We start from the raw sequence: 13,952 nt of genomic DNA, 5'->3' as shown, positions 1-13,952 counted from the left end.
GGGAAAACGGCCTATCCGCCGCGTTAACAGCGGACGATCAAAGAAACTGCAAAATCAATTTCCTGCTATGGATGGAAGCTGTGGGTCATCACGCGCCGCCTATCCTCTTCGACTCCTTACCATCGCCGTGATTGCCGCCGATACGCCCACCACCAGTGCAGTGGTCAGCAGCGGATGTCGTGCCGTGGTCGTGTACGCGCAGCGTTGCATTGCGCGGCTGTTGCCGGTGCGTTCTATCAGCGTGTTGCCGGCATCGTGCAGAGCGTTGTTTTCGATGGGGCCGGCTGGCTCGCGGGTCTGTTGGGCGCGGCCCATGAAGCGGCTCATGAATCGGTCGAAGGCATGCGGCGCGTGATACGCGGCGGCGGAGAACGCCTTGGCGGATGCGCCGACGAACATGTCGCGGCGTGGGTGTTCGGCGACGAAGAGGATGGCTTCCGCCACCAGTGAGGGGTCGTAGAGTGGTGGGGCCTGGCGGGGTTCCACGTGCAGGAAGTTCTTGGCGTGAGTCACCAGCGGCGTATTCAGTCCGGCCGACTTGATCAACGTGATCGAGATCGGCGCCTTTTCCTGCTCCAGTTCCAGCCGCAGGGTATCGGTGAAGCCCTTGATTGCGTGCTGCGAGGCCGCGTACGCGCTTTGCAGTGGCAGCGGCCCATCGCACGCCTCGCTGCCCATGTTGATGATGGTGCCGCCAAAATCCCGTCCGAATTCGCATCGCTGGTCACGCAGATGGCTGGCGGCCACCAGCGAACCGTGGACCACGCCCCAGTAGTTGGTTTCGAACAACCGTCGCTGGTCCTCCAGCGGCACATCGCCGTGCCGCCCGAAGATCGTCACGCCCGCATTGTTGATCCACGTATCGAATCCCCCAAAGCGTTCGACAGCCATGTTCGCCACCCGGACCATATCTTCCTGCCGGCCCACATCGGCGGTGACGGTGATGACCTCGGTGCCGCGCTCGCGCAGTTCCTCGGCAAGTTTGTGCAGCGCTTCCTCGCTACGCGCCACCAGCACGAGCTTTGCGCCTTTCTCGGCGGCCTGGCGTGCCGTGACGAGTCCCACACCGCTGGTGGCGCCGGTCAGGACGATGACCTGCGAGCCGATCTTCTTGAGGGGTTTCATCATGTCTTTCATCGATAGGCCCGGCACGGGAGGCTGGATAGCGCGCGAGATTCCGGGTGAGTCCGGCGCGCCGTGCAAATACTTCTCTCTTCCGCAAGTCCCATTCCCGCGCACGCGCCGCCACGCATCGATGTGCAGCGCAGCATCGGCGTGGACATTTTTACAATGGCGCGTAAGGCCGATAAGCGATGTAGGACGCCTTCCGCTTTCGCGCGCAGCGTGTGCTGCATAAGCTGGAACGATCCCCGACCTGTCGGACGCATCCATGGCCAAGACAACCGCCGCACCCGCCGAAACAGACGCCCCGCTCGGGAAATACCACCGCAAACGCGATTTCGCCGCCACACCGGAACCCAGTGGCAAGACAGCTGGCAAGACGATCGCGCGCCGCAAGACCGCCGCGCTCTCGTTCGTGATCCAGAAGCACGCCGCGCGGCGGTTGCACTACGATTTCCGGCTCGAACTCGATGGCACCCTCAAAAGCTGGGCCGTACCCAAGGGGCCGAGCTACGATCCCGCCGACAAGCGCATGGCAGTGCACGTGGAAGACCATCCGCTCGACTACGGCGGTTTCGAAGGTGTGATTCCCGCAGGCCACTATGGCGCCGGCACCGTCATCGTCTGGGACCGTGGCGTGTGGATTCCCGACAATGATCCGGAGACGGCCTATCGCGAAGGCAAGCTCAAGTTCGCATTACGCGGAGAAAAGCTGCAGGGACACTGGACGCTCGTGCGCATGGGCGGCAAGCGTGCGCGCGATGACAATGCATGGCTGCTGATCAAGGAGCGCGACGAATTCGCGCGGCCTGCATCGGAATTCGATGTGGTGGAGGCACTGCCGGACAGCGTACTCGGCGGCACGGCATCGAAAGCCAAGACCGCATCAAAAAAAGCAACGAAGAAGACAACGAATCAAGCGGGAAAAGCCACCCCTATCGCCCTGCCCGACGGCGCGAAGAAAGCCAAGCTACCGCTTGCACTGTCTCCCCAGTTGGCTACGCTCGTCGACAAGGCCCCTGCCGACAGCGCGAACTGGCAATACGAGATCAAGTTCGACGGCTACCGCATCCTGGCGCGCGTGGATGGCGATGACGTGCGGCTCTTCACGCGTCAGGGACACGACTGGACATCGAAGCTGCGCAGTCTCGCGGCCGAGATTCGCGATATCGGATTGCCTGATGGCTGGCTCGATGGCGAGATCGTCGTGGTCGATGCACACGGCATCACCGATTTCCAGGCGCTGCAGAATGCGTTCGAGACCGCGCACGTCGATCAGATTCAGTTCTACGCCTTCGACCTGCCCTACTACGATGGCCATGATTTGCGCGCGGTGCCGCTCGCAAATCGACGGGCGCTGCTCGCCAGCCTGATGGCCGATCGCACGTCGCAGCGCGTGCGTTTCAGCGACAGCTTCGAGGCCGACCCCGGCGAGATGCTACAGGCCGCGTGTCGCATGAAGCTCGAAGGCGTGATCGGCAAACGTGTGGATGCGCCCTATGTCAGCACGCGGGCGAACTCGTGGATCAAGCTCAAATGCACCCATCGCCAGGAGTTCGTGATCGGCGGATTTACCGACCCCAAGGGCAGCCGAAGCGGGCTGGGCTCGCTGCTGCTGGGTGTTCATGACGCACAGGGCAAGTTGCGATATGCGGGCAATGTCGGCACCGGATTCGATACCGCCACACTCGACAGATTGCGCAAGCAACTCGATGCGCTGACCACGGACACCGCGCCCTTCGATCCGCTGCCACGCGGCGTCAAGGGACATTGGGTCAAGCCAAAGCTCGTGGCCGAAGTCTCGTTCGGTGCGTGGACGCGCGAGGGTCGTGTCCGGCATTCGGTATTCCATGGCCTGCGCAGCGACAAGGCTGCAGGCAGCATCACCGTAGAAACACCAGCGGCGCCAGCGAAAAAGGTCGCAACCAAGACACGCATGGCAGCGAAGAAAGCCGCCACAAAGACATCCGCCCCCCGTGGCAAGACCGTTGTTGCCGATGTCGTCGTCAGCCATGCCGACCGCGTCATCGACAAATCCACCGGACTGACCAAGGGCGATCTCGTGGATTACTACGCGCGTGCCGCCGCATTGATGCTGCCCTACCTGAAGGCAAGGCCGCTGGCGCTAGTGCGCGCACCGTCGGGCATCGACGGGCAGCAGTTCTTCCAGCGGCACGGCGATACGCTCCACATCACGGGCATGAAGGCGCTCGACCCTGACCTCTGGCCCGGCCATCCTGCGCTGATCGAAGTCACCAGCGAAGCGGCGATTGTCGAGGCCGCGCAAATGAACGTGATCGAGTTTCACACGTGGAATGCCACATCCCGCGCGATCGACAAGCCCAACCAGGTGGTGTTCGACATCGATCCGGGCGAAGGCGTGAAATGGCCGCAGATCCAGGAAGCCGCCGGCCTGGTCAGGGCGTTGCTCGAGGCGCTGGAACTGGAAAGCTTTCTCAAGACCAGTGGCGGCAAGGGCCTGCATGTGGTGGTGCCACTGGCGCCACGCGCCGATTGGGAGACTGTGCGTGACTTCGCGCAGGACGCCGTGATCCATATGGCGCGGACGATTCCCGATCGATTCGTCGCCAAAAGTGGCCCGCGCAATCGCGTTGGCAAGATTTTCATCGATTACCTGCGCAATGGTGTCGGGGCTACCACCGCTGCCGCATTTTCCGCGCGGGCGCGTCCCGGGCTCGGCGTGTCCATTCCGGTCAGCTGGGACGAGCTTGCAGAACTGACGAGTGCGGCGCACTGGACCATCGCCAATGTCGGCGCCCGGCTCCAGGAACTGTCGCGGCACGACCCCTGGGCCGGGTTCGCCACCTCGCGCCAGACGCTCACGCGCGCCCGCAGACGACTCGCCGGCGGCTGAACGGATGCATGGGACGCCGCGCTGTCGGCGTCCGTCTGTCAGCGGTCTTGTGACGGCGCGGCACGGTTCTTGCCACTGTGGACCCAAAACGTTGCCCCGAGGGCATCCGCAGCAAGGCAAACAACCAATGAGACAAGACCCCGATCCGTGGTTTTCAAGTGAGTTCTGGCAGCGCGCCATCCTCTGCATTCTGACGCTGGCGCTGGCCTATCTGCTGTCTTCGCCGTTCGATGCGGGCGCGGCCCCTGTCCGCCCCGCCCTGGCGAATCGCTAGAAGCAGCCAGTTCGACACCCGAAAACACGCGAGTCAAAAATACAAAGCATATGGGCAGCAAAAAGGTAAAAAATACAATTCAGGATGTGGCGACGCCACCCGCGACGGCTATCCGTGCAGGCGACGTGGCGTGTCATGCCCTGGAGAGGTCGAATCGCGACATCACGATTGCGGCATTCCCTGCCGCCAGCCAGCCATGAATGCCACGCCGAACCAGCAACCGACGCGCCGCCCGCTGATCCTCAATGTCGAGGGTCGCGAAGGGCCACGCTACGTCAAGAGCCGCATCCTGAACCGGGCGGAGTTCTCGGTACTCGAGGCATCGAACGGCCAATCCGCCCTGGCACTGGTGCGCCAGCACACGCCGGACCTCGTGCTGCTTTCGGGCCAGCTTCCCGATATCGACGGCCTCGACGTCTGCCGCCTGATCAAGGACGATCCGCTGACCGCGCGGACCATGGTGCTGCTGACCACAGCGGGCGTCACCGACTCCCATCGCCGCGTGCAGGCGCTCAATGGCGGCGCGGACAGCCTGCTGGTGGAACCGCTGGAACCCGAGGAACTGGTCTCTAATATCAATGCGTTGCTGCGCATGCGCGGCGCCGAGGATGCGTTTCAGCGCACGTCGCAGGCCCTTCACGAAAACGAGGACCTGTTCCGGCAACTGGCCGAGTCACTGGCCGATGTGGTGTGGATTCTGGAGCCCCGGAGCCAGCGCTTCCTGTTCATCAGCCCTTCGTTCGAATCACTGTGGGGCCGCCCTGCCGATGCGCTCAAGCAGAACGCCACGGAATGGCTGCACTGGCTGGCGCCGGAAGACCGTGTGCGCATGGAAGTGGAGTGGGAGAGCATGTTGCGCGACGGCCGGCTCGATACCGAATTCCAGCTCGAACGTCCCAATGGCGAGATCCGCGAGGTGCATATGCGCGCGTTTCCGGTACGCGGTGCCGATGGCCGCTGCCTGCGCGTGGCCGGTATCTGCCAGGACGTTACGCGCCACAAACGCGCGGAACGCGCGCTGCATAACGAGGAGCGTCGCAAGGACGAATTCCTCGCCATGCTCGCGCACGAACTGCGTAATCCGCTGGCGCCGATGCGCAGCGCAGTGGACCTGTTGCAGCAACTCGCCCCGTCGCGCGAAGACATGTTCCGCGCGCGCGACATCATCGGCCGTCAACTGCATCACATGACGCGACTGGTGGATGAACTGCTCGATATCTCGCGCTTCAATCAGGGCCAGATCACGCTGCGGCGCGACCTTGTTGAATTGCGCGGCGCGCTGAACACCGCCGTTGAGACCGTGCGGCCGCTGCTGGAAACGCGCCGCCACGCGCTGCGGCTGTCGCTGCCCGAGCAGCCGCTGCCCATTCGCGGCGACATGGTGCGGCTGACGCAGATCTTCGCCAACCTGCTGCACAATGCCGCCAAGTACACCGCCGAGGGCGGACAGCTTTCCGTGGAGGCCTCGGTCGCGGAGGGCAAGGTGTACGTGCGCGTACGCGACAACGGCAATGGGTTATCCACGGCGCTGCAACGCCACCTGTTCGATCCGCTGGCCGCAGCCGTCGGCGGCGGCGAGTCGGATGGCGCGGCCGCCCACATCGGCGAGCACGATGACCGTCCGAACACCAACGCCACATTGCCAGCCACACCACCGACCGACCCCGACAACTTTGCCGCACGCGAAGGTGCCGGCATCGGCCTGACGCTGGTGCAAAAGCTGGTCACACTGCACGGTGGCCGCATCACGGCGGAAAGCCCCGGTGCTGGCAAGGGCAGCACCTTTACCGTGGAGTTGCCAGTGGAGCCGTGGCAGAACTGGCATCCGTCTGCCGGCAAGGCGCGCGCCGTGCCAGGCGCGCCGCATACCATCATGCTCGTGGACGACAACGTCGATGCGCTGGAAGCCATGACGATGACGCTCGAAACGCTGGGCCATACCGTAGTGACCGCGCCGGATGGCCAGAGCGCCATCGATCGCGCGGCCAGCGTGCGGCCCGACGTGGTGCTGCTGGACCTGGGCATGCCCACGATGGATGGCTTTGAAACCGCGCGAAGGCTGCGCGAGATTCCCGAACTTCGCAATGCGCGGCTGGTGGCACTGACGGGCTTCGGCCAGCCCGACGATCGCCGCCGCACCCGCGATGCTGGCTTCGACATGCATCTGGTGAAGCCCGCCGATCTCAACGCGTTGACCCGTTTGCTCGACGAACTGGACGCCTGATCCATCGCGTCCCGGACAAGGAACCCCATGCGCATGCATATCACGCCCGAACCCGACATCGTGCCGCCCAAGCCCGAAACCCCGCCACCCGAGCCACCCGATACCACGCCGGAGCCCATCAACGATCCGCCTCCAGGGGACATGCCGCCACCCCCGCCGCAGCGCGCATAGCCGGAGCGCAACGTGTCACGCGTGATCTGGAAAGGGGCCATCAGCTTCGGGCTGGTCAACATCCCCGTCTCACTGAAGGCCGCATCCCGCTCGAATACGCTCGACCTCGACATGCTCGACAAGCGCGACATGGCGCCCGTGGGCTATCAGCGCATCAACAAGCACACCGGCAAGGTCATCGAGAACACGCAGATCGTCAAAGGCTACGCGTACGAGAAGGATGAATACGTCGTGCTCAGTGACGAGGATTTCCGCCAGGCCAATGTCGAGGCCACGCAAACGGTGGATATCGTGTCGTTCGTCGATGCCGGCGCGATCCCGCCCTACTACTTCGAGACGCCCTACTATCTCGAACCCGACAAGCGCGGCGAGCGCGGCTATGCGCTCCTGCACGAGACCATGCGCAAGACCGGCCGCGCGGCCATAGCGCTCGTTGTGCTGCGCAACCGGCAGCATCTGGCGGCACTGTTGCCGCTAGGCAAGGCACTGGTGCTGAACACAATGCGGTTCGCCGACGAGGTGCTCCCCATCGAGGACCTGAAATTGCCCGCCGCCAGGAAACACGCGGCGAGCGCGCGCGAAGTGCAGATGGCCACCAAGCTCGTGGAAGACATGAGCGAAGACTGGAAGCCGGAACAGTTCCACGACACCTATCGCGAAGACTTGCTCGCAGTCATCCACGCCAAGATCAAGGCCGGCAAGACCCATCTGCTGACACCGGCTGGCGACGACACGCCGACGCCGTCCAAGGGCGCCAAGGTCATCGACATGATGGCGCTGCTCAAGCAGAGCATTGGGCAACGCGACAAGGCACCCGCAAGGAAATCGGCGCGGAAGGCTGTGGCGAAGAAAGCAGCAACGAAGAAAGCGGCGACGAAGGGAGCAGCGACGAAGGAGACCGCGAAACCTGGTGCCAGGAAAAAAACTGCGACAGCGAAGAAATCAAAGACAGCGAAGACCGCGACGCGAAAGAAAGCGGCCTGATTCCAGCCTGCGCCGCCCCAAAGAAAAAGAGCCGCGACACGTGGGAGAGTCGCGGCTCAGCGCAGGGCGGCCTGAGCCGCCGCGCATCATCAATCGTTCAGGTACGTCTGCTAGGTCAGCTCCTTAGCGCGACGACACCTTGAGGTGATCCTTCACGGAATCCACGCCTTCCACCGAACGCACGGCGTCCAGCGCGAGTTCATGCTCGGCCTTCGTCGGCACCGAGCCCGTGAGATTCACCACGCGATCCTTCGTCTTGACGTGAATGCCCGTCGACTTCAGATCCTTCGTGGCCAGCAGCTTCGACTTGATCTTCGTGGTCAGCGCGCTGTCCGTCACGACCTGCTTCGCATTGTCCGCGCCGTTCTCCACCTTGTTTTCCATCTTCGCGCCAGTGGTTGCAGCGGGCATCTTCTCCTTGTCGCCGTCGATACGGCCCGGCGTAGCAGCACCTGTGTACGCAGGCGTCTGCGTGGCCGTGGTGTTGCCGGTGGAGTCGGCCACCTTCATGAAGCCGCCGTTATCGAGCGCATGCGCGCCGCCCGCAGCAAATGCGGCAGCGGTAGCCAGCAAGATCGAAGCGATACGAACAGTGCGAGTGGTCGGTGCGTTTTTCATGGTGATATCTCCTTGTTAGCGTTTGAATCGCAATGAATCAAGGTCTGTGAAACAAGATCAGTCACCGGGCGCCGCGTCCTTCCTCACATCACACTGTATGAAGCCGTGGACCCGATAGCGTTACTGACCATCCTGCCCACTGTTCTGCAAATCCCGTTCCACATCTGGCGCCATCGGCCGCAAACCCTTGACCCATCAAAGTTGCGACGCTGTGCGCGAAGCGGTGCTGGCGCCGCCTGCGGAGCGCTCGCACGCGCATTGTGTGAAAACCATGCATGGCTTGTAAAAGCGGCAAAGGCGGTGTCTCGTATCCGCTACCTGTATGTCCGACAGATGGCATCCGTCGCACTTTGTCAGATGGCATGCCGATTGCTGAATACCAACGCGGCAGCCTCGCCGCGATCTTCCGGAGAAAGCAATGGGACAGCAGCAAGGTAGCCAGTCGGGCCAACCGGGCCAACAGTCGGGACAGCAAGGCCAGAAGCAGCAGGAACAACAGCAATCCGGCCAAGGTGGACAGCAAGGCGGCCAGGACCAGCAACGCCAGCAAGGCGGCGGCCAGATGGGAAATCAGGACAAGCGCTCCGGCCAGCCTCAACAGGACGCCGGCCAGAAGCAAGGGCAACAAGGCCAGCAAGGCCAGCAGGACAAGAATCGCCAGCAGTAACGCGATAGCGGCTTCAAGCCATCGCTTTCCGGATCTCGCAGTGACATCTCCACGGTTGTCACACCTCGCCTTAGGTCAAGACGGGGCTCACTGAAGCGAGATCCCGCGCCGGAGCATCTGAGAGGGTGCTTCGGCGTCTTGGTTTTGGGGGGTGCTATGGGGACGCTGATATGGCGATGAGGGCGCCGATATCGGTGGATGTCGGACGGCGGCGCTGCTAACCGCTGAATTACATCACCGCAGGTCCAGATTTTCCGCCAGTGCTCGTACAAAACCCTCGTGCTCGCCGTACTCTAGGGATACTTCCTCTAACTGACGTATCAAGTGCATCTTCTCCTGCTCTGGCAGGTTCTGCAGACGTTCCGCAAGCTGCTCCATCGCCTGGATTGCTGCATCCGTATCAAGGATTTTTTGATCTGCGTATTCCAGGAAGATGGCAAGATCCACCAATGCTCTTGTGATATTTTTGCTTGTCATATTTCGACCTTGTCACAGGTTGTCTGTTAGGAAAATTGACCGTGATCGCAATGTCGACAACCTACTCCGTGCAACGACTGAATGCTAGGTGCGACGCCGCGCCAAATTCCTCCGTTGAACTGCCGGCAGTAACGATGACATCCTCAATCCAATCACCCTTTACTCCGACTCCAGCTATTGTTTCCGTCATGGTGACTGGGGAGAAGACTATATTATCTCTGAGCAGCACTATGCTGCAATTCTTCATTTTCTTGAAAAGAGCTTTCTTGGTTTGGTATCCGTCTATTTCGCAACGCTCACTGTCAATCCTCCAACCAGTCACGAGCTGACGGTCGCACCATCCAAAATTTGTATTTCCCCCTCTTCGCTACATATTCATTCACCAATTCCGTAGAAATATCTATATTCACATATTTACCAGAACCACGAATTTCCTCCACAGTCATCTCCCCCACAATCATTGACAATGGCTTCGTTCCAATCAGTGTGCCAAAAATTCTAGCCCGACAAAAAATTAATGACACGCCTCCCGCCAGCGATGGAATCCTCGCCAGGACTGGATACATTACATCTCCATTCACAAATTTAACTCTTAGTGGATAGTTGATGTCTTCCGGGTAATGATTATCCAGTAAAAACAAACCATCCTTCCGATCTACCAACCACCCGTCCAAGGCAACTTCGCTTCCCACCATTGCATCGGTCAAATTCAACATCGCAACACCTTCCATCGTCCCATCCGCAGATCATGCACTTCTCGTAGCCTCGAGTCCATCAAGGTACCCATCGCACTGGTGTATGCGGCCCCCTCCCCCCGCGTTCGGTTCCCCGCCCCCGCCGTGACAATCGAAATCGCCACCGCCGCCGCCATCGCCACGATCTGGCCGATGATGCCGAAGCCCTTCTTCTCCTTGATGAACCGCGTGTGGATGTCGTCGGCGACCGTGCCTTCGGTGTAGTTCAGCCCCAGGCTTTCCTTGAGCTGCGCCACTAGCGCCGCGCTGGCTTCCGTATCCACCGAGCCGTCGGCGCGCGTGATACGGAACGCATCGTTGACCGCGTGGATACTGTCGGCCTCGATGTCCATGTGCATCGCCGACAGGAAGCCGCCGGGTTGCACCACCGTGCCGGTGACGACATTCCAGCCACCTTGCGCCTTGTATGCGTTGGTGCCGATCGACACCACGTTCGGGCTCAGGTCGAGGCTCCCGTCCTTGACCGACAGCGTGTCGCTGGCGATCACTTGCCCGGTGTTGCGTAGCTGACCGTCGATGGTCAGCTTGATGTTCTCGCCGCTGATCGTGCCGCCCGTGGGGACGGACAGTGCCTGCGCGTAGCCTTCTGGCAGGTAAACCTGCGGGACTAGCGCGTTGACCGGCGCACAGATCGTGCTCGATACCGTGCACCGCGGATCGGGGACGGCTTGCTCCACGTACCAGAGCATCGGCGCGTCCAGCGCCTTGATCTGGTCGTCGCTCAGGGCTGTGCCGAGCGCGATACTGTGATCCTTTGCGTAGTCGGCCGCGTTCTTGTAGAGCGCCAGTTTTTCCTGATCGGTGACCGACAGGTTGTTCTGGCTATCCCATGACAAGCCGCTGATAAAGCTCTCCCGCCCGTCTGGCCGCCCGAAGATCACTTACATGCAATTCATGCCTGTACCAATTTGAGAGCGACTTCCAGCTTCTCCATCACCTTACGCGCGTGTGGCCTACCTCGAAACATTGCAACGTCAATGGCTTGGAGTGAGTTGGGCCCTCGTCGCCCACGCGGAATCTCAACCTCAAGTATCGTCGTAGCGCTGATAAGCACCCAATAGATGTCTTCGGACTGCTCCGGGATCCACTTCAAAACAAACGCTCGATCCAGTGGGGGAAAAAAGTCACGCAGCGCAGATGCGAGTTCCGTCTGTTCATTGTTCGAAAATATCTCTTCGGAAGAGGCAAGGAGCTCTCTACAGATTACCTCGTATTGCTCCGATTTTTTTGGTCTCAATTCAACCTCCCAGGGAGGGTGTCTAACTAAAACAGCAATTGCTTCTAATCCAATTTGTAGGCGACTGCGGGATTGCCGAATCCATCCCAGAATATCCATAGGCGTCCACAGTTTGAGCATTTCAACATTGGCTGCATCGCCCGATAAATGTCTTCGGTATCCACATCGCCTGAGAATTGATCATAGTCCTCATCTGAGATGAGCAGCCACTGATCGCTACACGGTATCGCACCAAACGTGATCCGATGACCGCACTTGCAAGTCATGCTCGGCATATCTATTTTTTTATAACCTTAATGTCAGTAATATTCGTTGCTCCGGCCCCTCTTACACGCTGCAATAAGCTTCCTAGCTGCTCTGGAGTAACTGTTGAGTTTGTCAGGTCTAGGACGATACCCGATGCTTGCGTATTCTTGCTTGCTATCGTGTGCCGCCTGCGGCCAGGCAGTAGCGACTTCAGGCCGGCACTTTACTGGTCTCGCAGCAGCATCTCCATGATTGTCACGCCGCGCCTGAGGTCAAGGTCGAGAGGGGGGATTCGGCCTCTGGGCGATAGGGGTTTCCATCCCATTATCGTTACCAACCTACCATTGAAGGTGCGGTAAGTACAAACACGTCATGCATCCCACTTTCTTTCCGGATGAATGCCGCCGCCTCACGATTGTTCTGCTCGGCCAGTTGGAGATCAACTGGAGGGTTAAATCCGTCCCAAATACAATCCAACCTCGCTTCAAATCCGGGGGCGTGCCAAATTCCCCCTTCGATTCGAGCAATGAGCAACCCGTGCTTTACTGCGCTCTCACAAACGGCCACTGCCGCGTTGGTAGACAACTTCATTACCACGCTTCCACCCAGTTCGAAGAACTCGTCCGATGAGTGGTACAACTGTTGAAGATCAATTTCCATAAACATTACTTCCACTGAATTCGACTGTCAGGAATCCATCCCGGATCGTTTTTTCCGCTTACTTGAACAACCTCACCCGTCCGATCATTCACAACAACGTAGCCATTCTTTGATCCATAGACAGAGGCGGGATCGCTTCTCGGCAAACCATCGGGAGTCTTTGCCGCAGATCGATTGTCACTAGTAGCCCCTACCGCCCCTTGACCAATGACGGTTCGCACGTCTTGTTCCGTCCACCCTCGCCCATCAAGTTGAGCGGCAATTTTGGTGTCAATGGTGACGTTGTTTGCCGCGACGCCATTTTGGATCTGAGCGATCGCTATAAGTCCCGCACATAGCACCGGTGCCAGCATACACCCAGGATTGCCCAGAATCGTTGGCCCCTGAGGACCGTTCGCGGGCGTGTCGGTCAATGTCGAGCCCTGCGGCCCATTGTTTGGTGTCCCAATGGCATTGCCATTGCGGTTCTGCTCTTCCAGCGGGTTCGAAAGTGGATCGGATTTCTGTGGCCCGTTGTTTGGTGTGCCCATGGGCTCATCGGTCACGACCAGCGTCGGAATCATCAACACGCCAAATATTGTCGGGACCGGCCGTGGAACAACCTTCACGCTCAGTGCGTTGTTCAACGACTCATTCTGAGCCGCCAGCGATGCGGAGGTCGCGTCCCGCCCAAGCAATGCTCCAGCAGAGCCACCGATGAGCGTTGCCAGCGCGACCGTCGTGGCGTTGTAGGCCGTGTTCCCGTACTTGACCGTCTGGGTGCCATCACCGTTGTCGACGACAGTCTGACTGCCCTCATAAAACCCATCACGAATCAGCGGCGCGGCAATCGCGCTAGCTGCTCCGCCAATGGCACCGCCCGCACAGTCACCGCCAGTCAAGCCTTGCGCCGCACAGCCAATCAGGGCGTGCGCCGCCGCGTTTGCGACGATGGTGCTCGTTGTCGCACCCTCACTACCAATGCCAGGTAGCTTGACGCCCACCGCATTGGCCGCCAGCGCCGCTGCGTCTCGCACTAGCCCCCCGGCAAAGGCCTGTCCGAAGCTACCACCATATACCGCTGTATTAATCCCCGCGCTGATAGCCGAGCGCACAACGCTCGCCTGGGCGTAGCTGCCGAACTGCCCCATTGCCTGGGTCCAGTTTCCCTTGGCAAGGTTGTCGCCAATGCTGCCGATCCCTGCCTGGTTCAAGTCCAGTGCGCCCAATGCGCCTTGGGTTAGCCCAGCGGTCAGTCCGGAGATTGCACCAGCCTTTAACGCTGAACCGAAATCAAGAGAACCCGTTGTAATAACTTGGCTCACCATGCTCGACAACGTACCCGACACCATGGCGACCATCGCCGCCTGCATCGCCGTCATCTGTGCGACGGCCACACTCATCAAAGCCGCCCCAGCCCCCGCCGTGACAATCGAAATCGCCACCGCCGCCGCCATCGCCACAATCTGGCCGATGATGCCGAAGCCCTTCTTTTCCTTGATGAACCGAGTGTCGATGTCGTCGGCGACGGTGCCTTCGGTGTAGTGCAGCCCCAGGCTTTCCTTGAGCTGCGCCACCAGCGCCGCGCTGGCTTCGGTATTCCACCGAGCCGTCTGCCCGCGTGATGCGGAACGCATCGTTGATCGCGCGGATGCTGTCGGCT

Annotated in this window: 13 protein-coding genes; 6 read left to right on the top strand and 7 right to left on the bottom strand. The window is 60.5% G+C overall.

The window, feature by feature from the left end; all coding sequences use genetic code 11:
- Nucleotides 1-99: 99 nt before the first annotated feature.
- On the bottom strand, nucleotides 100-1,125 hold the full coding sequence (locus tag ABDB81_RS18185) for an SDR family oxidoreductase (RefSeq protein ID WP_137926547.1): 1,026 nt from the start codon (nucleotides 1,123-1,125) through the stop codon (nucleotides 100-102).
- Nucleotides 1,126-1,390: 265 nt separating this feature from the next.
- On the opposite strand from ABDB81_RS18185, the gene ligD reads away from it, so the two are divergent.
- The 5 genes from ligD to ABDB81_RS18160 all read left to right on the top strand — a co-directional run bounded on the left by ligD (nucleotide 1,391) and on the right by ABDB81_RS18160 (nucleotide 7,650).
- Complete coding sequence (gene ligD / locus ABDB81_RS18180; RefSeq protein WP_346812673.1) at nucleotides 1,391-3,997, top strand: DNA ligase D; 2,607 nt, start codon at nucleotides 1,391-1,393, stop codon at nucleotides 3,995-3,997.
- A 127-nt stretch (nucleotides 3,998-4,124) separates the two neighbouring features.
- A complete protein-coding gene (locus ABDB81_RS18175) occupies nucleotides 4,125-4,271 on the top strand; it encodes a hypothetical protein (RefSeq protein WP_346812671.1) in 147 nt (48 codons plus the stop codon).
- Between the two features lie 196 nt (nucleotides 4,272-4,467).
- Entirely contained in the window at nucleotides 4,468-6,495 is a 2,028-nt protein-coding gene (locus ABDB81_RS18170; protein ID WP_346812669.1) for a response regulator, read from the top strand.
- Between the two features lie 33 nt (nucleotides 6,496-6,528).
- Nucleotides 6,529-6,666 carry a hypothetical protein gene (locus ABDB81_RS18165; RefSeq protein ID WP_346812666.1) on the top strand — a complete coding sequence of 46 codons (138 nt, stop codon included), beginning with the start codon at nucleotides 6,529-6,531 and terminating at the stop codon, nucleotides 6,664-6,666.
- 12 nt (nucleotides 6,667-6,678) lie between these two features.
- Complete coding sequence (locus ABDB81_RS18160) at nucleotides 6,679-7,650, top strand: Ku protein (protein ID WP_137926540.1); 972 nt, start codon at nucleotides 6,679-6,681, stop codon at nucleotides 7,648-7,650.
- A 123-nt stretch (nucleotides 7,651-7,773) separates the two neighbouring features.
- On the opposite strand, the gene ABDB81_RS18155 is transcribed toward ABDB81_RS18160, so the two are convergent.
- On the bottom strand, nucleotides 7,774-8,268 hold the full coding sequence (locus tag ABDB81_RS18155; protein ID WP_137926539.1) for a BON domain-containing protein: 495 nt from the start codon (nucleotides 8,266-8,268) through the stop codon (nucleotides 7,774-7,776).
- A 418-nt stretch (nucleotides 8,269-8,686) separates the two neighbouring features.
- On the opposite strand from ABDB81_RS18155, the gene ABDB81_RS18150 reads away from it, so the two are divergent.
- Nucleotides 8,687-8,935, top strand: a complete 249-nt coding sequence (locus tag ABDB81_RS18150; RefSeq protein ID WP_346812661.1) for a hypothetical protein — start codon at nucleotides 8,687-8,689, stop codon at nucleotides 8,933-8,935.
- Between the two features lie 234 nt (nucleotides 8,936-9,169).
- Here ABDB81_RS18150 and ABDB81_RS18145 read toward each other — a convergent pair whose 3' ends face one another.
- From ABDB81_RS18145 to ABDB81_RS18125, 5 genes are all read right to left on the bottom strand, one after another.
- Complete coding sequence (locus ABDB81_RS18145; protein WP_346812658.1) at nucleotides 9,170-9,412, bottom strand: hypothetical protein; 243 nt, start codon at nucleotides 9,410-9,412, stop codon at nucleotides 9,170-9,172.
- Nucleotides 9,413-9,714: 302 nt separating this feature from the next.
- The gene (locus ABDB81_RS18140) at nucleotides 9,715-10,128 is read right to left on the bottom strand and encodes a hypothetical protein (RefSeq protein WP_346812655.1); all 414 of its coding nucleotides are present in this window, start codon (nucleotides 10,126-10,128) and stop codon (nucleotides 9,715-9,717) included.
- The gene (locus ABDB81_RS18135; protein ID WP_346812652.1) at nucleotides 10,122-11,003 is read right to left on the bottom strand and encodes a hypothetical protein; all 882 of its coding nucleotides are present in this window, start codon (nucleotides 11,001-11,003) and stop codon (nucleotides 10,122-10,124) included. The genes ABDB81_RS18140 and ABDB81_RS18135 overlap by 7 nt, the downstream gene beginning before the upstream one ends.
- A 977-nt stretch (nucleotides 11,004-11,980) precedes the next feature.
- Complete coding sequence (locus ABDB81_RS18130; protein WP_346812649.1) at nucleotides 11,981-12,310, bottom strand: colicin immunity protein; 330 nt, start codon at nucleotides 12,308-12,310, stop codon at nucleotides 11,981-11,983.
- 5 nt (nucleotides 12,311-12,315) lie between these two features.
- Nucleotides 12,316-13,952: colicin E5-related ribonuclease (locus tag ABDB81_RS18125; protein WP_346812646.1), on the bottom strand; the 1,637-nt coding region annotated here is incomplete at its 5' end.

It is taken from the genome of Cupriavidus sp. DL-D2, assembly GCF_039710735.1.
In the GTDB taxonomy this organism is placed as follows: Bacteria; Pseudomonadota; Gammaproteobacteria; order Burkholderiales; family Burkholderiaceae; genus Cupriavidus.
Note: the sequence above shows the minus strand (reverse complement) of the source record. Positions and strands in the feature narration are given on the sequence as shown.